Raw genomic sequence first — 22,438 nt, forward strand, 5'->3', positions numbered from 1 at the left:
TGCGGAGGCCCCGACGAGCCGAAGGACCCGATGAGCGCTGGACTAGCGGCGCAGCTGTGCTACGCCGACGTGGTGCGGCCGCGCCCCGCCGACGTCCTGTCAGGAATCCGGCGGTTCTGGCCGTCCGCCGAGCTGGTCGACGGCACCGGCCGCGGCGGCGGCTTCATGGTCGCGTTCCCCGAGCTCACCACCCAGCTCGGCGACGACGCGGGCATCCGGCTGCTGGTGTCGGTCGGGCAGCCCGCCCCCGAGCGCGGCGGCGGCGCCGGCCGGGACCTCAGCCAGAGCTGGGAGTGGCCCGACGCGGCGCAGTCGTTGTCGTCGGTACGGCAGACCGTCGCCGTCACCGAGATCTTCGGTACGTCGTTCGCCCCAGCCAACCGCGTCCACGCGGTGACGGCGGTGGTGCAGGGGCTGGTCGCCGCGACGGCGCCGGTCGGGGTCTGGTGGCCGGCGAGCGGCCTCGCCACGCACCCGGCCGTGCTGGCCGGCCGTCCCCTCGGCGGGCTGGTCAACGTGCGCCTGTTCAACGTCGCCGGCAGCCCCGGCCTGCTGGCCATGGACACCCTCGGCCTCGCCCCGCTGGGCCTGCCCGACGTCGAGTGCGTGTTCAGCGGCCTGCCCGAGACCCGGATGGCCGGCTACCTGACGTCGATCGCCGAGTACCTCGTCGCCGGCCACACGATCCGCGGCGGCGACACCGTCGAGGGCCTGGCCCCCGACCAGCGGTGGCGGGTCGCGGCCAGGTCGTCGTCGGTCGGCCCCGACCGCCCCGTCCTGTCGATCAGTCCGGGTCAGTGGGGTGCTGGAGCAGGGCGCTGAGGTCGCGGAGGAAGGCGACGGCGTCGCGGCCGTTGAGGATGCGGTGGTCGTAGGCGAGGCCGAGCTGCACGACGGTGCGCTGGGCGACGGCGCCGCCCGCGTCGAGGAACAGCTCGGTCTGGCGGCCGGCGAGGGACAGCGCGCACGAGGTGCCGGGCAGCAGGACCGGGACGGCGTGGGTGACGTCGTCGTCGGTGTGCAGGGCGAGCATGATGGTGGCGCCGGTGAGGTCGGCGGCGCGGAACGTGCCGCGCAGCGCGGTCATCCGGTGGGCCATCAGCTGGGCGGCGACGTCGCGGACCGGGGAGGTGTCCACCGCGCGCAGGACCGGCACGTGCAGGCCCTTGCCGACGTCGATGGTGACGCCGACGTCGGCGCTGCCGGGGATGTGCACGACACCGGGGGCGACGAGGCGGGCGAAGCACAGCGGGTGGGTGGCCAGGAGGGTGCCGACGGCCGCGATGAGCAGCTCCGGGACGCCGACGAGGCGGCGGTACCGCCGGGTCAGCGCCTGCGCGTGCGCGACCGCGGCGTCCAGCGGCACCTTCACCGCGACGAAGGCGGCCGGCACCGTGCGGTGCGACTCGGCGACGACGGCACCGACGGCCCGCTGCGCCGCGGGCAGCTCCAGCCGCCGCCCGGAGCCAGGATCGTCCGCCGAACCGTCCGTGCCCGGCAACGGAACCACCGCGCCCGGCAAGACATCCGTCCCGCCAGGCACAGCGGCGCCGGGCGGCAGCAGCGGGGCGAGGTCCGCCGCCCGCACGACCTTCCGCCCGAGCGCCCGCACCGCCGACGGCGCGATGCCGTGCTCCTCCATCACCCGCAGCGCCGGCTCCGTGATCACCGGGCGGTCCGGCTCCGGCGCCGGGAACCGGTCCCGGTCCGCCGCACCGTCCGGCTCCGGCGCCGGGAACCGGTCCCGGCCGGCCGCGGACGGCGACAGCCGCCCGAGCACCGCCCCCGGCGCGCACTCCGCGCCGACCGCCACGACGTGGTGCAGCACCCCGTCGCCCGGGCTCGGCAGCTCCTCCGCCGCCTTGGACGTCTCCACGGTCGCGACCGGGTCGCCGGCGCCGACCGTCGCGCCCGCCGGCACGATCCACTCCACCAGCGTGTAGGTGGTGTCGTTGGCGTTGAGCTTCGGCACCACGATGTCGGTCATCGGTCCCCCTCCAGCACGGCCCGCACGATGGTGCCGGCCTGCACGAGCACGTCGCGTTCCAGGTGCGCCGCCGTGGGGATGACCCGGTCGGCGGCCTGCAGCAGCCGCACCGGCCCGGCCGGGGCGCCCCACAGCGCCCGCTGCAGCCGGTACGCCACGCCGGTGCCCCACGCCGCGCCCGACGGGCCGTCCTCCACGACGAGGACCCGGCGCGCCGCCGCCGCGGCCGGCAGCAGCGGGTCCACGTCGAGGGGGTGCAGGCGGGCGGGCACCAGGAGGCGGCCGCTGAGCTCGTACCGCAGCAGCAGCGTGCGCATCGCGGACATCGCGCGGACCGCGAGCCCGCCGGGCGCGACGAGCAGGTAGTCGGCGGCGGGGGAGCCGTCGTCGACGCGGACCTCGGCGACGCCGCCGGTGTGGCTGACGGCGAGGAGCGGGTCGGGCCGCGGCGGCGCGGTGTAGAGCGTCTTGTCCTCGAACAGCAGCGCGGGCCGGCCGCCGCCGAGCATCGCCCGCAGCAGCGGCGCCGGCTCGTGGAACGGGCTCAGCTCGTACACGTCGAGGCCGGGCACGCCGATGAAGTGCTGCTGCGGGCTCTGGCTGTGGGTCGGGCCGTAGCCGCGGTTGCCGCCGGTCGGGCAGCGCACCACGACGGGCATCGGCACCGGGTGGCCGTACATGGTGGTGGACTTGGCGGCGAAGTTGACGATCTGGTCGAAGGCGAGCGCGACGAAGTCGGCGAACATCATCTCCACGATCGCCTTGTCACCGGCGAGGGCGAGGCCGTTGGCGACGCCGACGATGCCGGCCTCGCTGATCGGGGTGGTGAGGACCTGCCGCGGGAAGCGGGTCGACAGGCCGCGGGTGATGCCGAAGGCGCCGCCGTAGGGGTCGGCGATGTCCTCGCCGAGCAGGTACAGCCGTGGATCTTCGGCCAGCAGGGTGCCGAGGGCGGCGTTGAGGGCGTCGCCGACCCGCCGTGGTGTCGTCATCGCCGCTCCTGTACGGGTGGCCGCCCGGTCACGTCCCGCACCACGGCGGCGACCCGGTCGCGCGCGGCGGCGTCGGCGGCGGCGAAGCGCGGGCCGAGCGTCGCGGCGTACCGGGTGTGCCAGTCGGCGGCGCGCAGCCGGGCGACCTCGGCGGGGTCGCGCGGGTCGTCGCCCTTGCTGTGCGGGCCGAGGCGCCGGGTCGCGAACTCCACCACGAGCGGGCCGCCGCCGTCGCGGACCCGGGTCAAGGGCTTGTCCAGCAGGTCCCGCATCTGCGGCACGTCGTCGGCGGGCACGTACAGGTACGCGGCGCCGAACGCGTCGGCGCGGGCGGCGATGGTGCCGGCGAGCTGCGCCGCGGTCGGCGTGCTCTGCGCGATGCCGTTGTGCTCGACGGCGACGAGCAGCGGCAGCCGCCACAGCGCCGCCATGTTCAGCGCCTCGTACACCGCCCCCTCGCCCCAGGTGCCGTCGCCGATGTGGACGCAGGCGAGCCGGCCGGGCTCGTGGTGGGCCAGGTGCAGGGCGGCGCCGGCGGCGACGGGCAGGCTCTCGCCCTGCACGCCGGTGGACAGGTACCGGTCGCGTTTGAGGTGCTGGCTGCCGCCGACCCCGCCGCAGACGGCGCCCTCGCGGCCCATGATCTCGGCGAGCAGGCCGGTGGGGTCGTCGAAGCGGGCCAGGTAGTGGCCGTGGCCCCGGTGGTTGCTGAACACGAAGTCGCCGGGGTCCAGCAGCGGGCGCAGCGCGACCGGGACGGGCTCCTGGCCGAGGCACGTGTGCGTGGTGCCGGACAGCAGCCCCTGGCCGAACAGGTCCAGCAGCGCGGTCTCGAAGTGCCGGATGAGCAGCAGCAGCCGCAGGTCGTCGTCGTTCACCGGGACCGCCGGGCGAGCAGCTGGGCCAGCGCGCGCCGCCGGTCCGGGTCGGCGGGCGCGGCGGGTCCGGTCGGTCCGGCGGGTCCAGTGGGTTCGGTGGCCGCGCCGACCGGCAGGTCCGTGAGGTACCGCTCGAACGCGCCCGGGTCCAGGCCGGCGGCGAACACGCCCGCCGCGGTCCGACCGGCGGCCGCGACCTCCGCGTGGTGCCGGTCGTCGGTGCGCAGCCGGTGCAGCGCGGCCAGCCACGGCGTGAGGTCCTGCGCCGGCAGCTCCGGCTCGGGGTACGGCTCGCCCGGCCGCTGCGGCAGGTACCGGCTGATCGGGGTGACCGGCAGCAGGTACGGCACGCCGAGCTTCGCCTCGCCGAGCCCGCCGACGTCGGCGGCGAGGACCGGCACCCCGTGCAGCATCGCCTCGACGGCGGTGTAGCCGAACGTCTCGTCCCACAGCGACGGCATGAGCAGCACCCGGCTGCGGGCGTACACGGCGGCGAGGTCGTCGGCGGGCGGCACGAGCGTGATGTTCGGCCGGCGGGCCAGGGCGGCCCGGTCGGCGGCGGTGGTGCCCCACGTGGGCACCGCGAGGAACGGCGCGTCCGGGTACGCGTCGGCGAGCCCGAGCAGGATCGGCAGTCCCTTGTACCCGCACGGGTTCACCATCGTGACGGCGGTACCGGCGCTGGACGGGAACGGGCCGTCGCCGTACACCGGCGGGTGGATCAGGGTCGCGTCGAGGCCGCCGTGCGCGCCGACGTAGTCGCGGGCGGCGCGGCTGACGGCGACGACCCCGGCGGCGCGGCGCAGCAGCCGCAGCCCCGACGCGTTCGGGTAGAACGCCCGCGGGCCGAACGGCAGCTGCTGCAGCGTGTGCACCAGGTACACGACGCGGCCCGGGGTGGCGCGCAGGGCGGTGCCGAGCATGAGCAGCCCCGGGTCGTCGGACGGGACCAGGGTCCGGTCGGGGCGTGCGGCGGCGGCGACGGCGAGCACCTCGGCGGCCAGCCGGGCCGGGGTCGTGACGGCGTGCACGGTCACCCCGCGGTACGTGTACACGACGGCGTCGGCGGTCCGCCGGGCGCCGGTGACGCCGCGGGCGGCGAGGTCGGCGAGGAGCTCCTCGACGCTCAGCCGGTGCTCGGTGGCGTGCAGCGGCGTCACGGCGACGCAGCGGTGCCCGCGCGCGGCCAGCTCCTCCAGCAGGATCCGGTTGGACCGGTTGGCGCCGCCGTGGCTGGGCAGGTACCGCATGTTCTGCGCCAGCAGGACGGTCAGGGCCGCCATCTACCCGGCCTCGGCGAGCAGGGCCGCGATCTCGGCGTCGGTCATGCCGTCCAGCTCGGCCATGACCGCGGCCAGCTCGTCGGGGGCGAGGCCGTCCAGCTGCGCCCGGGTGATCGCCCGCGCGGCCGCCGCGACGGTCAGGTCCGTCTCGAACAGCGCGTCGACGGGCACCTCGACGCCCATCGTGTCCTGCACGCGGGCCAGGAACGCGACCAGGGTGAGGGACTGGCCGCCGAGGACGAAGAAGTCGTCGTCGACGGACTCGGCGGGCAGGCCGAGGTCGGCCCAGATCCGCAGGACGGCGGCCTCGGTGGGGTCGGGGGTCGGCGCGGTCATGCTCGGTCTCCTGCCGTCTCAGCGCGCGCCGCGCGGACGCATGTCGGTCCACACGGCGTCGATGTGGTCGAGGCACTCCTGCCGCGGGCCGGTGGTGCCGTCGGGGTGCCACCCGGCGGGCGGTGCCTCGCCGGCCGGCCAGATCGAGTACTGGTCCTCGTCGTTGCGGACCACCTGGAACCGCTCCTCGCTCATGCCGCCACCTCCGCTGCGCTCCGGCGTCGGCCTGAGCTCCATCCTGAGTTGCTGATTCGCAGCCCTCCGCTGCGCTGCGGTCCGCTCATGCTTGATGCTCCTTCAGTTCAACTGCCGCCGCGGTCGCGCGGCCCTTCGCGGCGCGGGCGCGGGCGCCGATGAGGTCGTCGGGGGTGGCGTCGGGGACCCGCTCGTCGAACCCGGCCAGGCTCGGCAGCCGCAGGCTGATCAGCACCTGCGCCGCCATGACCGCCGCGAGCAGCAGGAACAGCAGCGCGGTGCCGCGGCCGGGGCCGGTGCCGATCACGGCGCCGACGCTGCCGGACAGTGCCCCGCCGGGCGCCATCAGCGGCTCCAGCAGGCGGCTGCCGAGCGGGCCGACGACGGCGTAGCCGATCGGGATGGTGGAGAACGCGATGACGGTGTTCACCGCGAACACCCGGCCGTGGTAGCGCTGCGGCACCTTCACCTGCACGATCGTGGTGTAGACGCCGTTGGTCAGGGTGAGCCCGAAGGACATGCCGAGCGCGCCGGCGGCGACGAGCAGCTCGCTGGCCCGCAGCCCCGGCAGCGCGCTGCACCCGGCCAGCAGGAGCACCACGAGCAGCATGCCGCGGACCCGCCGCTGCCGCGGCCCGCCCCAGAAGCTCATCAGCAGCCCGCCGAGGATCGCGCCGAGCCCGCCGGCCATGCTGACCCGGGCCACCGCGTCGAGGTCGGCGAAGGACAGCACCAGCGGCGACAGCAGCAGGAACAGCGGCGTCATGAACAGGTTGAGCACGGCGAAGAAGACCAGCACCGGGCGCAGGCCGCCCTCGCCGAGCGAGTACCGCCAGCCGCCGACGACCTCCTGCCAGAACGTCTCCCGGCGGGCCCACGCGAGGGTCTTCGGGAACCGCACGCAGACGATGACGGTGATGGCGACGGCGTAGCTGGCGACGTCCAGCAGCAGCACCCCGCGCAGCCCGACGGTGGCCATCAGCCCGGCGGCGGCGAGCGGCACGAGGAACTGCCCGGCGCCGAAGCTGAGCTGGACGATGCCGTTGGCGTGGCCCAGGTACCGCTTCGGCACCAGCTGCGGCACCGCGGACGCGAACGCCAGCCGCTGGAACGTCAGCGCCACCGACAGCACCACCAGCAGCACGTAGATGTGCCCGACGCGCAGGCTGCCGGTGAGGGCGAGCCCGAGCAGCACCGCCTGGCTGGCACCGGCGGCGATGTCGCCGGCGAGCATCACGGTGCGCCGGTCGAACCGGTCGACGACGGCCCCGGCGACCGGCGCGACCAGCATCCCCGGCACCAGGCCGAGGACCGCGAACACCGCGAAGCGCACCAGCGAGCCGGTCTGCAGGTAGATCCACAGCGGGATGGCGAACTCGGTGAGGGCGGAGCCGACGATCGACACCAGCTGCCCGGCGGCGACCGCGAGGAACCGGCCGAGGCTCGGCTCGGGCCCGGTGCCGACCGGGTCGGTGGCGGGCTCCGCGGCCGTGGAACGGCCGGCGACGGCCCAGCCGCCGTCCGGGTCGCGCAGCGGCTCGCCGGTGCCGTGGACCGCCGTGACGATGCCGGCCAGCTCCGTGGCGCGGTACTTGAGGAAGAAGTGCCCGGCCTCGTCCAGCACGACCAGCGCGGTCGTGCCGGTGAGGAAGTGCCACTCCCGGAACCGTTCGGTGTAGAACTCGGTCTGGGTGTCCTGGCTGCCGACGACGGACACGATCGGCGCGCGCAGCGGGGTGACCCGCCCGGCGGCGACCTCGGCGAACAGGCCGGTGAAGTACTCCTCGGCGAGCCTGGTGTGCTCGCGCATGTTGCGGATGATGGTGTCGGCCTCGGCCCGGTCGAACTCGGCCATGTCGACACCCATCGAGCGCAGCCAGTTCTCGTAGACGCGGTTGCCGAGCAGCGCCTCCCGCCCCGCGATGCGCGACAGCAGCCCGGTGACGCGGCCGGTGGGGCGGGCGAACGGGAACACCGCGCCGATGTAGACCGCGTCGACGGTACGCCCGGCCGCCTCGAGCCGGCGGGCCAGCTCGACGGCGAGGGACGAGCCGACGCCGCAGTGGCCGTACACGACGAGCGGACCCTCGACGCGTTCGAGGACCTCGGCGGTGCAGCGGGCGGCGAGCTCGTCGAACGGCAGCGCGTCCTCCTTGAGCCCGATGTCCTGGCCGGGGATCGCGACCGCGTGCAGCGACCAGCCGGCCGGCAGCGCGTCCGCCAGGGGCTGGTACACCACGGCGCTGCCGCCGCCGTACGGCACGCACACCAGCGACGCGACCCGCTGCGCGGCCGGCACGGGCCGGGTCAGCTCGTTGAGCAGCCGCCGCGGCCCGCGCGCGCCGGCCGGGGTGTCCAGCAGCGCGGCGAGGGCCCGCACGGTGCGGTGCTGGAACACGTCGAGGACCGACACGCCGCCGTCGGTGGCCTGCCGGAGCCGGGCGACGACCTGGGTGGCGATGAGCGAGTGCCCGCCGAGGTCGAAGAAGTCGTCGTCGATGCCGAGCGCGTCGACGGTGAGCAGGTCCCGCCACACGCCGGCGACGAGGTGCTCGGTGGGGGTGCGCGGCTCGACGAGCGCGGTGCCGGCGTCGCGGCGCACCACCGGCGCGGGCAGCGCCCGCCGGTCGAGCTTGCCGTTCGGGGTCAGCGGCAGCTCCGGCAGGACCACGACCGCGGCCGGCACCATGTAGTCGGGCAGCCGGGTGCGCAGCGCGGTCCGCAGCGCCCCCTCGTCGAGGTCGTCGCCGGCGGCGAGGTACGCGACGAGCCGCTTGTCGCCGGGGCTGTCCTCGCGCACGACCACCGCCGCGTCGCGGACCCCGGGCCGGTCGCGCAGGGCGGCCTCGATCTCGCCCAGCTCGATGCGCAGCCCGCGCAGCTTCACCTGGGTGTCCATGCGGCCGAGGAAGTCGATGGTGCCGTCGGGGCGGCGCAGCGCCAGGTCGCCGGTGGCGTACATGCGGGTGCCGGGCGGGCCGTACGGGTCGGGCAGGAACCGCTGCGCGGTCAGCGCCGGCCGCCGCAGGTACCCCGTGGCCAGGCCGACCCCGGCGATGAACAGCTGGCCGGGCACGCCGGCGGGGACCGGGCGCAGCCGGTCGTCCAGCACGTACAGGGCGATGTTCTGGATCGGCGCGCCGATCGGCACCCGGGCCAGGCCGGTGAGGGCGTCGCCGTCGCACTGCCAGGCGGACACGTCGATCGCCGCCTCGGTCGGGCCGTACAGGTTGTGCAGCCCGGCGGGGAGCGTGGCGAGGCAGCGGCGGGCCAGGTCGACGGGCAGCTCCTCGCCGCTGCAGATGACGCGCCGCAGCGACGTGCACCCGGAGACGCCGTCGGCGGCGAGGAACACCGCCAGCATCGACGGCACGAAGTGCAGCGTGGTGACCCGTTCGGCGCGGATGAGGTCGCGCAGGTACTCCGCGTCGCGGTGCCCGCCGGGTGCGGCGAGGACGAGCCGGGCGCCGGTCAGCAGCGGCCAGAAGAACTCCCACACCGACACGTCGAAGCTCGCCGGGGTCTTCTGCAGCACCACGTCGTCGTCGCCCAGCCGGTACTGCCGCTGCATCCAGTCGAGCCGGTTGACGATGCCGCGGTGGGTGTTCGGCACGCCCTTCGGCCGCCCGGTCGACCCGGACGTGTAGATGACGTAGGCGGTGTCGTGCGGCGCCGGCGGGTCCAGGTCCGGCTCCGGGGCGTCGCCGCCGGGCAGGGGCTCGTCGAGCACGACGACGGTCGCGCCGCCCGGCGGCAGCGACCCGGCGAGGCGGGCCTGGGTGAGCACGACCGGCGCGGCGGCGTCGGCGAGCATGAACGCGAGCCGCTCCGCCGGGTACTGCGGGTCCAGCGGCACGTACGCGGCGCCGGCCCGCATGACGGCGAGGAGCGCCACGACCAGCTCGTGGGAGCGTTCGGCGCACACGGCGACGAGGTCGCCGCGGCCGACGCCGAGCCGCCGCAGGTGCCCGGCGAGGGCCGCGGACCGGGCGTCGAGCTCGGCGTAGGTGAGGTCGCGCCCGTCGAAGGTGACCGCGACGGCGGCGGGGCGGGCCGCGACGGTCGCGGCGATCAGCGCCGGCAGCGTCGCCCCCGCCGGCAGCGGCACCGGCCGGGGCGGGCGCAGCAGCTCGTCGCGTTCGCCGGGTGCGAGCAGGTCCACGTCGGAGAGCCGGATCCGCGGGTCGGCGGCGACGGCGTGCAGCAACGCCGCCAGGTGCCGGCCGAGCCGTTCGGCGGTGCCGGCGGCGAACAGGTCGGTGTTGTAGACGAACGTGGCCCACAGCTCGTCCGGGGCCTCCTTGACGTACAGCTCGACCTCGAACCGGGTCGCGGTCACCGGCGCCGGCCAGTGCCCGACGCGCAGCCCGGCGAACGCGCGGCCGGTGGTCTCGGCGTAGTTCTGCATCGCGAACAGCGCCTGGAACAGCGGCGGGCGGCGCACGTCGCGCGGCACGTCCAGGTCCTGCACGAGCTGCTCGAACGGCAGCTCCTGGTGGGCGTACGCGTCCAGGCACGTCTCGCGGGTGCGTTCGAGCAGCTCGGCGAACGTGGGGTCGCCGTCCAGCCGGGCCCGCATGGTCAGCGTGTTGACGAACATGCCGACGAGGCGTTCCAGCTCGGGGTGGGCCCGCCCGGCGACGGGCACGCCGACGGCGAAGCCGGTCTGGCCGCCGGCCCGGCCGAGCACGGCCTGGTACGCGGCGAGCAGCGTCATCGACAGGGTCGCCCCGTGCGCGAGGCTCAGCGCCTGCAGCCGGTCGCGCAGGTCGCCGCCGAGGGCGACGGTGTGCTCGGCGCCGTGGAACGTCTGCCGGGCCGGCCGCGGGTGGTCCGTCGGCAGCTCCAGGGGCTCGACGCCGGCGAGCGCTTCGCGCCAGTACGCGAGGTCGGCCTCCTTCGCCGGGCCGGTCGTCCGGTCGCGCTGCCAGGCGGCGTAGTCGCGGTAGCGCACCGGCGGATCCGGCAGCGGCGTGCCCGAGTACAGGGCGGCGAGCTCGTCGGCGAACACGTCCATCGACCAGCCGTCGGTGACGATGTGGTGCACGGCGACGACGAGCAGGTGGTCGTCGTCGGCGAGGCGGATCAGCACCGGCCGCACCAGGGGGCCGGCGGCGAGGTCGAACGGCTCGGCGACGTGGTCCGCGACGAGGCGCCGGGCGTGCTCCTCACCGGTGGCGGCGACGACCTCGACGGCGACCGGGGCGGGCGGGTCGACGTGCACGACGGGCCGGCCGTCGCCGGGGTCGGTGAAGCGGCTGCGCAGCGGCTCGTGCCGGGCGACCACCCCGCTGAACGCGCCCGCCATCGCGGCCGGGTCCAGCGTGCCGTGCAGGCGCAGCACGACGGGGATGCTCGCGGCGCCGGTGCCGGGCGCGAACTGCTCCAGGAACCACAGCCGCTCCTGCGCGAACGACAGCGGCACCGGCCGGTCGTCGCCGAGCCGCGGCACGACCGGCCCGGCCGGTGCCTGCCGGCGCAGTCTGCGCTCCAGCAGCGCCCGTTTCGCGTCGGACAGCTCGGCGCGCAGCGGGGTCGCGGTCACGGCGTCGGCTCCTCGTCCAGCGCCAGCAGCGCCTCGGCGTCCTCGTCGGACAGTGCCGCCAGGTCGGCGATCATCAGCTCCTCCACGGCCTCGGCGAGCCGGTCCAGCTCGGGGTGGCTGAACATGGTGCGCAGCGGGACGTCGGTGCCGGTCGCGGCGCGCAGCCGGCCGGCGACCTTCATCGCCAGCAGCGAGTGCCCGCCGACGGCGAAGAAATCGTCGTGCGCGCCGACCCGGTCCAGGCCCAGGACCTCGCACCAGACGCCGGCGACGAGCTCCTCCGCGGCGGTGCGCGGCGGCACGTAGCCCCGGGCCGCCACCGGCGCTGCGGCGGGGGCGGACCGGTCGGCGCGGGCCGGCGCGGCCAGCAGGCGGGCCCGGTCGGCGGCGTCACCATCCGCGTCCACTGTGGACAGTGCCGCGTCCGGCGCGGCGAGGACCGCGGCGAGCAGCGCCGCGTACCGCCCGGCGAGCGCGTCGACGGTGGCCCGGTCGAACAGGTCGGTGCGGTAGCCCAGGACGAGCCGCAGGCCGCCGCCGGCGTGCCACACGTCGAGGCTCAGCTCGAACTTCGCCTGCCGCACGCCCGGGTCGAAGAAGTCGGCGGTGACGCCGGGCAGCACGTCGGTGCCGGCGGCGTCCTCCGTGTGCATGGTGAACATCGTCTGGAACAGCGGCGTGCGGTCCAGCTGCCGCGGCACGTCGATGGCGGCGAGGAGCCGGTCGAACGGCACGTCCTGGTGCGCGTACCCCGCCAGGGCCGTGTCCCGGGTCCGGGCCAGCAGCTGCCGGAACGTCGGGTCGCCGGATAGGTCGCCGCGCAGGGCGAGGGTGTTGACGAAGTAGCCGACGACCCCGGCGACCTCGACCCGCGGCCGCTGCTCCACGGGCGTGCCGACGCACACGTCGGCCTGCCCGGTGAGCCTGCCCAGCAGCACCTGGTACGCGCTGAGCAGCACCATGAACGGGGTGCAGCGGGCGTCCCCAGCGAGCCGCCGCACCGCGCCGGCGACCGGGGCGGGCAGGTCGTGGGCGAGGAAGTCGCCGGCGGAGCCGGGCAGCTCGGGCCGGGGCCGGTCGGTCGGCAGGTCCAGCACCGGCACGCCCGCCAGCTGACCGCGCCAGTAGCCGAGGGCGTCCTCGTCCAGCGGGCGGGTGCGCTGCCAGGCGGCGAAGTCGGCGTAGGCGACCGGTGGCCGGGGCAGGTCGCGGCCCTCGTACGCGGCGCGCAGGTCGGCGACGAGGATGCCCATGGACCGGCCGTCGCCGGCGATGTGGTGCACGACGAGGGACAACACGTGCTCGTCACGCACCACATCGCCGCCGAGCCGGATCAGCCCGGCCCGCAGCAGCTGCCCGCCGGCGAGGTCGAACGGCGTGTTGGTCCAGCCCATGACGATCCGCCGCGCCTCGGTCTCACCGGCCGCGTCCACGACGGTCAGGTCGGGGCCGCCGGGCGGCAGGATCTCCTGCAGCGGCTCGTCGTCGCCGGCGACGTACCGGGTGCGCAGCGACGCGTGCCGCCCGGTGACGGCCCGCAGCGCCCGCTCCAGCGCGGGCACGTCGACCGGGCCGCGCAGCCGGTAGGCGACGCTGATGTTGTACGCGGCGTCGGCCGGGTCGAGCTGCTGCAGGAACCACAGCCGCCGCTGGCCGAACGACAGCGGCGCCCGCACGGCGTCGTGGCGGGTCACCGGCTCGCCGGCGGCGCCGCGCAGCCGGTCGACGGCGGCGGCGAGCCCGGCGACCGTCGGCTGCAGGAACAGCGCCCGCACCGGCACGTCCCGGCCGGTGGCGGCGCACAGCCGGGCGACGGCGGCGACGGCGAGCAGCGAGTGCCCGCCGAGGGCGAAGAAGTCGTCGTCGGCGCCGACCCGGTCCAGGCCGAGGACGCCGGCCCAGACCTGCGCGACGAGGTCCTCGGTCGGGGTGCGCGGCGCGACGTACCCGCCGCCGGCGGTGCCCGGCGCCGGCAGCGCGGCCCGGTCGACCTTGCCGTTGACGGTGAGCGGGACCCGTGGAAGGACAGCCAGGTGGGTCGGCACGAGGAACGCCGGCAGCCGCTCGGCGAGGGCCCGGCGCAGCTCGTCGGGGTGCAGCCCGTCCCCGGCGGCGTACCCGGCGAGGACCAGGTGCCCGGCGGCGTCGGGGCGGGCCACGACGGCGGCCTGCCGCACCCCGGGCAGCGCGGCGAGCGCCGCCTCGACCTCGCCGGGCTCGATCCGGAAGCCGCGGATCTTCACCTGGTCGTCGAGCCGGCCGAGGAACTCCAGCTGCCCGTCGGTGCGCCAGCGCACCCGGTCGCCGGTGCGGTACAGCCGGCTGCCGGGCGGGCCGTACGGGTCGGGGCGGAACCGGTCCGCGGTCAGCGCCGGCCGGCCCAGGTAGCCGCGGGCCAGCCCGGCCCCGGCGATGCACAGCTCACCCGGGACGCCGGCGGGCACCAGCCGCAGGTCGCCGTCGACGACGTAGAGGCGGGTGTCGGCGATCGGGGTGCCGATCGGCGGCCGCCGCCCGTCCCCGTCGGGGCGCAGCTCGGCGGTGGTCGCGATGACCGTCGCCTCGGTCGGCCCGTACGTGTTGAGCACGGTGACCCGGTCGCCGACGTGCCCGGCCCAGGCGGCGAGGGCGTCGCCGCGCACCTGGTCGGCGCCGAGGATCAGCAGCCGCAGTGCCGCCGGCCAGCGCACCTGGTCCAGCATGCCGGTCAGCTCGTGCCAGTACGGGGTCGGCAGGTCCAGCACGGTGACGCCCGGCTCGCGGGTGAGCAGCTCCGGCAGGTCCTCGCCGGGCGGCAGCAGCACCAGCCGGGCCCCCGCGGTCAGCGCCGGCCACACCTCCTCGACGTGGGTGTCGAAGCTGATCGACGCGAACTGCACGACCTGGTCGTCGACGCTGAGCTCGTACCGCTGCCGCATCCACGCGACCCGCGCGGCGAACGCGGCCCGGGACACCCCGACGCCCTTGGGGGTGCCCGTCGAGCCGGACGTGTAGATGACGTAGGCGAGGTGGTCGGGGCGCGGGGGCTGCGCCGCCGGGGCGCCGGGCCCCTCGGGCAGGGTGTCGGCGGTGACGACGACGGTGGCGCCGCAGTCGCGCAGCAGCAGCTCCCGCCGGGCCGCCGGGTAGCGGGGGTCGACCGGCACGTACGCGCCGCCGGCGCGCAGCACCGCCAGCAGCGTCACGATCAGCTCGACGCCCCGGTCGAGGGCGACGGCGACGGTCCGGTCGGGCCCGACGCCGAGGCCGCGCAGGGCGGCGGCCCGGCGGGTGGCGCGCCGGTCCAGCTCGGCGTAGGTGAGCCGCTCGTCGCCGCAGACGACCGCGAGGGCCTCCGGGGTCCGTTTCGCCCAGGTGGCGACGAGCCCGGCCACGTCGTCGTCGGGTTCGGCGCGGGCCGGGCCGAGCCCGGCGGCCAGCAGCGCGGCACGCTCCGGCGGCGGGCACAGGTCGACCTCGGACAGCCGCCGGTCGGGGTCGTCGGCCAACGCCCGCAGCAGCAGCTCCAGGCGGGTGACGAAGCGTTCGGCGGTGACGGCGTCGAACAGGTCGGTGCGGTAGTTCAGCGACAGCTGCAGCCCGCCGGGCTCCCGCCAGGCGTCGAGCATCAGGTCGAACTTCGCCTGCGCGAACCCGTCGTCGAACAGCTCCGCGGTGACGCCGGGCAGCACGTCGAGGCCGGCGCCGGCCTCGGTGTGCAGGATCAGCATGGCCTGGAACAGTGCGGTGCGGCTCGTGTCGCGGGGCAGCTCCAGGGCCGCGGTGAGCCGTTCGAACGGGATGTCGGGGTGGGCGTAGGCGGCCAGGGCGGTGTCGCGGGCGCGGCCGAGCAGCTCGCGCAGGGTCGGGTCGCCGGACACGTCGGTGCGCAGCACCAGCGTGCTGACGAACAGCCCGATGAGGTCGCGCAGCTCGGGCCGGGCCCGGTCGGAGATCGACGAGCCGACGCTGACCTCGTCCTGGCCGGTGTGCCGGGCGAGGACGGCCTGGTACGCGGCGAGCAACAGCATGAACAGGGTGCAGCGCTCGGCGCGGGCGACCCGGTCGAGGGCGTCGGCGAGGTCCGCGTCGAGGCGGTGCCGCAGGAACGCGCCGCGCGAGGTCGGCACCGGTGGCCGCGGCCGGTCGGTGGCCAGCTCCAGGGTGGCGGCGCCGGCGAGCCGCGCGGTCCAGTGGGCGAGCGCGGCCTCGTCGTCGGGGCGGGCCCGCTGCCAGACCGCGACGTCGGCGTACTGCACCGGCGGCTCGGGCAGGGGCGCGCCCCGGTACGCGGCGTGCAGCTCCTCGACAAGGAGGCCCAGGGACCGGCCGTCGCCGGCGATGTGGTGCGTGACGAGGCACAGCACGTGCTCGTCATGCACGACATCGCTGTCGAGCCGCACCAGGCCGGCGCGCAGCAGCGCCCCGGAGGTCAGGTCGAACGGCGCGTTCGTCCACGCCGCGACGATCCGGTGGGCCTCGGCGTCGGACCCGGCGGTGGCGCGCTCCAGGCGCACGCCCGCCGGGTCGGCGACGACCTGGACGAGGTCCTCGCCGCGTTCCAGGAACCGGGTCCGCAGCACCTCGTGCCGGCCGGCGACGGCGCCGAGCGCCTCCTGCAGGCGGTCCGGGTCGACGGGGCCGCGCAGCCGGTACGCGAGGTTCATGTTGTAGGCGGCGTCGGTGGGGTCCAGCTGCTGCAGGAACCACAGCCGCTGCTGGCCGGGGGACAGCGGCGCCGGCGCGGCCGGGTCGGGGCGCCGGGGCACCGGCCCGCCGGAGGTGCCGGACCGGGTGGCGGTGCCGGCGTCGATGGCGGCGGCGAGCTCGGCGACCGTCGGGTGGGCGAGCACCGTGCGGACCGACACCTCCCGGCCGGAGACCTCCGACATGCGCGCCGCCACGGTCATCGCCGGCAGCGAGTGCCCGCCGAGGGCGAAGAAGTCGTCGTCGACGCCGATGCCGTCGCGGCCGAGGACCTCGGCCCACACGCCGGCGACGAGCCGTTCGGTGCCGGAGCGCGGCGCGGCGCCCTCCCCGGCGGCGACCGGGTCCGGGGCGGGCAGCGCCGAGCGGTCCAGTTTGCCGTTCGGCGTCAGCGGCAGCCGGTCGAGCACGACGACGTGCCGGGGCGTGACGGCGGCCGGCAGCGCGGCGGCGAGCCGGGCCCGCCAGTCCGGCGGGGCGCTGCCGTCCGCGGTCACCAGGTACCCGACGAGCGTGCGTCCGGTGTCCTGGTCGCCGTGCACGGCGGCGGCCGAGTGCAGGACGCCGGGCAGCTCCGCCAGCCGGGCCTCGATCTCGCCGAGCTCGACGCGGTGCCCGTTGAGCTTGATCTGGTCGTCGGCGCGGCCGAGGAACTCCAGCTGCCCGCCGGCGCGCCACCGGGCCAGGTCGCCGGTGCGGTACAGGCGGGCGCCGGGCGGCCCCCACGGGTCGGGGCGGAACCGGTCGGCGGTGAGCCCGGGCCGGTCGAGGTAGCCGCGGGCGACGCCGTCGCCGCCGATGCACAGCTCACCGACGGCGCCGACGGGGACCGGGCGGCCCGCCTCGTCGCACAGGTGCACCTGGGTGTTCGCGATCGGCCCGCCGATGAGGACCTCGTCGGGGTCGGCGGGCACCTCCCACGCCGTCGACCAGATGGTGGTCTCGGTCGGCCCGTACACGTTGACGAGCCGCCCGACGGCCGAGCGCAGCCGCCGGGCGAGGGGCAGCGGCAGCGCCTCACCGCCGACGAGCGCGGTCACGGCGGGCCCGTCGAACCCGGCGGCGAGCAGCAGCCGCCACCGCGACGGCGTCGTCTGGACGTACGTGACGCCGGTGTCGCGGACGAGGGCGGCGAGCGCGGCGCCGTCGCGCTGCGCCGCGTCGCCGGCGACGACCATGGTGGCGCCGGTGACGAGCGGCAGGTACAGCTCCAGCCCGGCGATGTCGAACGCCAGGGACGTGACGGCCAGCCACCGGTCCTCGGGGCCGGCCTCGAGGCGGTCGCGCATGTCGAGGACGAAGTTGGCCAGCGCGCCGTGCTCGACGGCGACGCCCTTCGGCCGTCCGGTGGACCCGGACGTGTAGAGCACGTAGGCGACGTCGCCGGCGGTGACGTCCACCGGGCGCAGGCCCGGTGCGGAGGCGGTGATGTCGTCGAGCAGGACGGCGGTCGCGTCGTGCGCCGGCAGGCCGGCCAGCAGCGAGCGCTGGGTCAGCAGCAGCGGCGCGGCGCAGTCGCGCAGCACGAGCGCCTGGCGGGTCGGCGGGTAGTCGGGGTCGATCGGCACGTACGCGCCGCCGGCCCGCCACACGCCGAGGACCGCCGCCGGCAGGTCCGCGGACCGGTCGACGCGGACGGCGACGAGGGTGCCGCGGGCGCAGCCGGCCGCGCGCAGCGCCGCGGCGATCGCGTCGGCGCGGGCGGACAGCTCCCCGGCGGTGAGCGTCACCGCGCCGGCGACGACCGCGGTGCGGCCGGGCGCGGCGGCGAGCTGCCGGTCGATCAGCTCCGGGACGGTCCCGCAGGCCGGCATCGCGGTGGCGTTCCAGCCGCGGACCAGGGCGGTGTCCTCTTCGGACGGACCGATGCCCGGCAGTGGACGGTCCGGATCCGCGGCGAGGGCGGCGGCGACGGCGCGCAGGTCGGCGGCGATGCGGCCGGCGGCGCCGGGCTCCAGGGCGCCGGTGGGGTGGCGCAGCGTCAGCTCCACGCCGCCGTCGGGCAGCGGCGTCGCCTCGACGGTCAGGTCCAGGCCGGGCGCGCCGACCTCGTGGTGCCACGTCCGCGTGGTGAGCCCCGGCCACCGGCCGTCGTCGGTGCGGTGCCGGTGCAGGTGCAGCGCGACCTGGAACAGCGGATGCCCGCCGGGCCGCCGGGCCGGGTTGACCGCGGCGACGACCTCCTCGAACGGCACCTCCCGGGTGAACGCCTCGACGGCGGCGTGCCGGGCCCGCCGTACGACCTCGCCGAAGGTGTCCGCGCCGCGCAGGTCGGTGCGCACCGCGACCGGGTTGAGGAAGCACCCGACGACCGGCTCCAGCTCCACCCGCCCCCGGCCGGACGACACGGTGCCGACGCAGAGGTCATGGCGGCCCGTGTACCGCAGCAGCACCACGTCGAGCAGCGCGAGCAGCACCACGAACGGGGTCGCGGACGGGTCGGGGCGCAGCCGGTCCAGGGTGCCGGCCGGCAGGGCCGTGCGCACGCTGCTGGTGCTGCTGCTGCTGCTGCCGGCGGTGGTGTCCGGCGCGGCCCGGCGGGCCGGGTCGACGGAGAACGGCAGGGCGAGGTCGGCCGGCGGCGGGGTGAGCCGCTGCCGCCAGTGCTCCAGCCGGCCGGCGTCGGCCGGCTGCGCGGCGTGCCAGGCGGCGTAGTCGGCGTACTGCGGGCCCGGGGCGGGCGTGTCGTCGAGGCGGCCGGCGTACGCGGCGGCGAGGTCGCGCTCAACGATCGCCACGGACTGCTCGTCGAAGGCGATGTGGTGCCCGGCGAACAGCAGCACGTGCCGCTGCGGGGCCAGGCGCAGCAGGGTCGCCCGGAACAGCGGCCCCCGGCCGAGGTCGAAGCGCTCCGCGGCGGCGTGCGCGGCGTGCCGGTGGGCCTGCCGTTCGGGGTCGGCGGTGCCGGTGAGGTCGACCAGGTCGACAGGGGCCGGTCCGGCGTCCAGCACGCGCTGCCGGGGACGGCCGTCCTGCACCACGTACACGGTGCGCATCGCCTCGTGCCGGCGGACCACGGCGGCGAACGCGTCGCGCAGGGCGTCGACGCGCAGGTGGCCGTCCAGCCGCAGGCCGAACGTCGCGTTGGGCACGGCGGCGCGGGCGGGGTCGAGCTGGTCGGCGAGCCAGATCCGGCGCTGGGCCGGCGTGCAGGGGAACGTGCGCCCGTCGCGCGGCTGGACCGGGATCGCCGCGGCGTCGCGGTGCCGGGCGGCGAGCAGGTGCGCGAGCGCGGCGCGGCGGCGTGGATCCAGGACAGGCGAGACCATCTTTCCCCCGAAACATTGATCTCCGTGCAGCGTGCAGCGCCGCTTCGGCACGTCGCTGAGGTGCGAAGATGGCCATGGGAGCGCTTCCAACCGGATGCACGCTACTGATGTCGATAGCCAAGCGTCAAGGTCTTCGGAAACACCGGCGTCACAAAACGGACCTACATCCGAAATTTACGCATTCTTGCGTGTCGATGGCTACGCTGCGTCATTCCCGGCCGGTCCCGCATTGATCGCGCTCGGTCGGTGCGGCCATACTGCGCCGATGGGGGACTTCCTGCTCGTCACGCACGGCACCGCCGGCGACGTCCTGCCGTTCGTCGGCATCGGCGCCGCGCTCACCGCCCGCGGGCACACCGCGACGCTGGTCAGCCACGCCCCGTACGCCGGTCGCGCCGAGGCCGCCGGGCTCGGCTTCGCCGCCGTCGACACGGTCGCGGCGTACGAGGCCGGGCAGCGCCGTACCCCCGACCTGCTGGCCGCCCGGCGCCCGCACGAGCTGCGCGGGTACTACGAGCGGGAGGGCCTCTTCGACCAGCTGCGCCGCGAGGTCGACCTGCTCGCCGCGCGGCACCGGCCGGGGCACACCGTCCTCGTCGGCCGGCACACCTCCGCGCTGTCGGTGCTCGTCGCCGCGGACCTGCTCGGCGCGGCGTCCGCCTGGGTCGCCGTCGCGCCCGTGCAGCTCATGGTCGCGCCGGTCGCCGCCGCGCACGTCCGCGCCGGGCTCGCCGGCGGCATCGACGCCGTCCGCGCCGGGCTCGGCCTGCCGGCGGTCGCGGACTGGGCCGGCTGGCTGCGCTCCACCAGGGCCGTGCTCGGGCTGTGGCCGGACTGGTTCGACGCGGCCGGGCAGCGCGCCCCCGCGGGGGTCACGCTGACCGGCTTCGTGAGCGGCGACGACGCCGGACCCGCCGACGCGGTCCCGCGCGACCGGCCGCTGCTGGTCACCGGCGGCACCGGGCAGCTGCTGCACCCGCGCTTCTACCCGGTCGCCCTCGACGCCGTCGCCGCCACCGGGCGGCCCGCCCTGGTCGTCGCGCCGTCGCGGGACCTGCTGCCGGCCCGGCTTCCATCCACTGTGGACTGGCGGCCGCGGCTGCCGTTCCCCTCGGTGCTGCCGCACGTCGCGGCGATCCTGCACCACGGCGGCATCGGCACCGCCGTGCGGGCGATGCGCACCGGCACGCCGCAGGTGCTCATGGCGTACGGCGCCGACCGCCCCGACAACGCGGCCCGCCTCGCCGCGCGCGGGGCCGCCCGGTGGCTGCCGGAGACCGCCTGGACGCCGGAGGCGGTCGCCGCCGAGCTGTCGGCCGCCGCGGCCGACACCGGCTACGGCGCCCGCGCGGCCGGCCTGCTCGACGAGCCGGAGGACGCCGCCCCGGCCCGGGCGGCGCGGGTTTTGGAGGGCCTGCTCTCCGCCACGCCGCCGGCGTCCCCGGGGCTCGCGGACCGGCTCCGCGGGCTCAGCCCGCAGCAGCGCCGGCTGCTGGCCCGGCGACTGGCCGCCGGGGGTTGACCCTTGCTCGGCGCGTAATGTCCGTCGGCATGAAACTGCGTGAGGACGAGGTGCGGATCCCGTCGCCCGCCGGGCCGATCCGTGCCGTGGTGCTGCGCCCCACGGGCGACGCCGCGCTGCCGGGGCTGCTGCTGTACACGGACATCTTCCAGCTGACCGAGTCGACGCTGCGCACCGCCCGGCGCTTCGCCTCCGCCGGATTCGTCGTCTGCGTTCCCGAGATCTACCCGCACGGCGACCTCGCCGGCGTCGCGCTCGAGTTCGACGACGCCGGCAAGCAGGCCGGCCTCGCCGGCGCCGCGGCCACCCCGACCGCCGCGTTCGACGCCGACCGGGTCGCGGTCCTGGACTTCCTGCAGGCCCGCGCCGACACCACGGCGCTGCTCGCGACCGGCTTCTGCATCGGCGGCCACCTCGCCTTCCGCGCCGCCCTCGACCCCCGCGTCGCGGCCACCGTGTGCTTCTACCCGACCGGCCTGCACAACGGCGCCCTCGGCGCAGACCCCGACGCCGGCTCCCTGGCCCGCGCCGCCGACATCCGCGGCCGGCTCATGCTCGTCTTCGGCGCCCAGGATCCGCACGTCCCCGCCCCGGCCCGCGTCGAGATCCTGTCCGCCCTGTACACCGCCGGCCTCGACGACCTCGAGCTGCACGTGTACAGCGGCGGCGAGCACGCCTTCATGCGCGACGTCGGCGCCCGCCACGACCCCGAGCTCACCGACCTCGCCCTGACAGCGGCGGTCTCCTTCTTCGCCGCCCGCTGACACCGCCGCCGCGCCCCGGTCGCAACCGGCGCCGCCCACCCTCGGAGGGGCACGGCGGGGGACAGGGCCCCGCCCGGCTCTGCGGTGGTGTGCATGCGTCGGCGTCTCACGGTGCTCGCGATGGTGGCCGCGGCCACGGTCGCGCTGGCCGCGCTCGGTCCGGCGGCGGTCGCCGCGCCGGCGTCGGTGCCCGGCACCGTCTCCTCGGGCAAGGTGAAGCTGACCGTGCGCGCGGCGCCGACCGCGGCCTCCGCGCCCGTCACGGCGCTGCGCACCGGGGCGAAGCTCACGATCGCCTGCTGGGTGCGGGGCCCGAGGACCAAGGGCCGGGTCCGCACCACCGACCGGTGGGACCGGCTCACCAGCGGCGCGTACGTCTCCGACGCGTACGTGAGCCGCCGCACGACGCCGCCGGCGTGTCCGGCGCCCGCGCCCGCTCCCGCCACGCCCACCCCGTCGTCCACGGTCCCGCCGGTCATCGTGCCGCCGACCGGTGCCGTGCCCGTCAGCGTGTGGGTCGCGCCGGTGCCGGGCAAGGGCAGCAGCGGCTTCCGCACCGTGTCCCGCCCCGCCCACGACGGCATCGACATCATGGCCGCCCGCGAGACGCCGATCCGCGCCACCGCCGCCGGCACGGTCGTCACGGTCGTGTGCAACACCTCCGGGCCGTCCTGCGACGTCGACGGCTCACCGGCCGTCAAGGGCTGCGGCTGGTACGTCGAGATCCACCACGCCGGCGACATCGTCACCCGGTACTGCCACATGGTCCGCCGCCCGGACGTCACCGTCGGCCAGCAGGTGAGCGCCGGCCAGACCATCGGCGCCGTCGGCACCTCCGGCAACTCGTCCGGCCCCCACCTGCACTTCGAGGTCCACTACGGCCGGCCCGCGACCCGCCTCAACGCCGTGGACCCGGTGCCCTTCATGAAGGCCGCGGGAGCCCCGGTCGCCTGACCCGGCGGTCGCCCGAGGTGGGGACCT

Annotated in this window: 12 protein-coding genes; 4 read left to right on the plus strand and 8 right to left on the minus strand. The window is 76.6% G+C overall.

Translation table 11 applies throughout. The features are described from left to right. Positions 1 to 30 precede the first annotated feature (30 nt). The gene (locus tag OP18_RS53845) at positions 31 to 822 is read left to right on the plus strand and encodes a DUF4261 domain-containing protein (RefSeq protein ID WP_081971569.1); all 792 of its coding nucleotides are present in this window, start codon (positions 31 to 33) and stop codon (positions 820 to 822) included. On the opposite strand, the gene OP18_RS41805 is transcribed toward OP18_RS53845, so the two are convergent. The 8 genes from OP18_RS41805 to OP18_RS41840 form a co-directional block, all read right to left on the minus strand. Continuing rightward, a complete protein-coding gene (locus tag OP18_RS41805) occupies positions 785 to 1,987 on the minus strand; it encodes a 2-oxo acid dehydrogenase subunit E2 (RefSeq protein WP_033364803.1) in 1,203 nt (400 codons plus the stop codon). The two genes, OP18_RS53845 and OP18_RS41805, sit on opposite strands and share 38 nt — an antisense overlap. Next, a complete protein-coding gene (locus OP18_RS41810) occupies positions 1,984 to 2,979 on the minus strand; it encodes an alpha-ketoacid dehydrogenase subunit beta (RefSeq protein WP_033364805.1) in 996 nt (331 codons plus the stop codon). Before OP18_RS41810 ends, OP18_RS41805 begins: the two co-directional genes overlap by 4 nt. Next, entirely contained in the window at positions 2,976 to 3,857 is an 882-nt protein-coding gene (locus tag OP18_RS41815) for a thiamine pyrophosphate-dependent dehydrogenase E1 component subunit alpha (RefSeq protein WP_052388143.1), read from the minus strand. The genes OP18_RS41810 and OP18_RS41815 overlap by 4 nt, the downstream gene beginning before the upstream one ends. After that, positions 3,854 to 5,140 (minus strand): glycosyltransferase family 4 protein, encoded by a 1,287-nt coding sequence (locus OP18_RS41820; RefSeq protein WP_033364809.1) that lies wholly within the window; start codon positions 5,138 to 5,140, stop codon positions 3,854 to 3,856. Before OP18_RS41820 ends, OP18_RS41815 begins: the two co-directional genes overlap by 4 nt. After that, a complete protein-coding gene (locus OP18_RS41825; RefSeq protein WP_033364811.1) occupies positions 5,141 to 5,476 on the minus strand; it encodes a phosphopantetheine-binding protein in 336 nt (111 codons plus the stop codon). It abuts the gene before it with no gap. 18 nt (positions 5,477 to 5,494) lie between these two features. Further along, positions 5,495 to 5,671, minus strand: a complete 177-nt coding sequence (locus OP18_RS41830; RefSeq protein WP_033364813.1) for an MbtH family protein — start codon at positions 5,669 to 5,671, stop codon at positions 5,495 to 5,497. A gap of 85 nt (positions 5,672 to 5,756) precedes the next feature. Then, positions 5,757 to 11,216, minus strand: a complete 5,460-nt coding sequence (locus OP18_RS41835) for a non-ribosomal peptide synthetase/MFS transporter (RefSeq protein WP_033364815.1) — start codon at positions 11,214 to 11,216, stop codon at positions 5,757 to 5,759. Continuing rightward, positions 11,213 to 19,171: a non-ribosomal peptide synthetase gene (locus OP18_RS41840; protein ID WP_052388144.1), complete on the minus strand. Its 7,959-nt coding sequence runs from the start codon at positions 19,169 to 19,171 to the stop codon at positions 11,213 to 11,215. Before OP18_RS41840 ends, OP18_RS41835 begins: the two co-directional genes overlap by 4 nt. 265 nt (positions 19,172 to 19,436) lie before the next feature. On the opposite strand from OP18_RS41840, the gene OP18_RS41845 reads away from it, so the two are divergent. The 3 genes from OP18_RS41845 to OP18_RS53850 all read left to right on the plus strand — a co-directional run bounded on the left by OP18_RS41845 (position 19,437) and on the right by OP18_RS53850 (position 22,411). Further along, entirely contained in the window at positions 19,437 to 20,693 is a 1,257-nt protein-coding gene (locus OP18_RS41845) for a glycosyltransferase (protein ID WP_033364817.1), read from the plus strand. Positions 20,694 to 20,722: 29 nt separating this feature from the next. Continuing rightward, positions 20,723 to 21,457: a dienelactone hydrolase family protein gene (locus OP18_RS41850; RefSeq protein WP_033364861.1), complete on the plus strand. Its 735-nt coding sequence runs from the start codon at positions 20,723 to 20,725 to the stop codon at positions 21,455 to 21,457. A 93-nt stretch (positions 21,458 to 21,550) separates the two neighbouring features. Further along, positions 21,551 to 22,411: a M23 family metallopeptidase gene (locus OP18_RS53850; protein WP_052388145.1), complete on the plus strand. Its 861-nt coding sequence runs from the start codon at positions 21,551 to 21,553 to the stop codon at positions 22,409 to 22,411. Positions 22,412 to 22,438 lie beyond the last annotated feature (27 nt).

This window comes from Dactylosporangium aurantiacum (assembly GCF_000716715.1).
GTDB lineage: Bacteria > Actinomycetota > Actinomycetes > Mycobacteriales > Micromonosporaceae > Dactylosporangium > Dactylosporangium aurantiacum.

Excerpts from the sequence above, each read along its gene's own strand:
- OP18_RS53845 (WP_081971569.1), top strand. The coding sequence starts at position 31 with ATGAGCGCTGGACTAGCGGCGCAGCTGTGCTACGCCGACGTGGTGCGG.
- OP18_RS41805 (WP_033364803.1), bottom strand. The coding sequence starts at position 1,987 with ATGACCGACATCGTGGTGCCGAAGCTCAACGCCAACGACACCACCTAC.
- OP18_RS41810 (WP_033364805.1), bottom strand. The coding sequence starts at position 2,979 with ATGACGACACCACGGCGGGTCGGCGACGCCCTCAACGCCGCCCTCGGC.
- OP18_RS41820 (WP_033364809.1), bottom strand. The coding sequence starts at position 5,140 with ATGGCGGCCCTGACCGTCCTGCTGGCGCAGAACATGCGGTACCTGCCC.
- OP18_RS41825 (WP_033364811.1), bottom strand. The coding sequence starts at position 5,476 with ATGACCGCGCCGACCCCCGACCCCACCGAGGCCGCCGTCCTGCGGATC.
- OP18_RS41830 (WP_033364813.1), bottom strand. The coding sequence starts at position 5,671 with ATGAGCGAGGAGCGGTTCCAGGTGGTCCGCAACGACGAGGACCAGTAC.
- OP18_RS41840 (WP_052388144.1), bottom strand. The coding sequence starts at position 19,171 with ATGGTCTCGCCTGTCCTGGATCCACGCCGCCGCGCCGCGCTCGCGCAC.
- OP18_RS41845 (WP_033364817.1), top strand. The coding sequence starts at position 19,437 with ATGGGGGACTTCCTGCTCGTCACGCACGGCACCGCCGGCGACGTCCTG.
- OP18_RS41850 (WP_033364861.1), top strand. The coding sequence starts at position 20,723 with ATGAAACTGCGTGAGGACGAGGTGCGGATCCCGTCGCCCGCCGGGCCG.
- OP18_RS53850 (WP_052388145.1), top strand. The coding sequence starts at position 21,551 with ATGCGTCGGCGTCTCACGGTGCTCGCGATGGTGGCCGCGGCCACGGTC.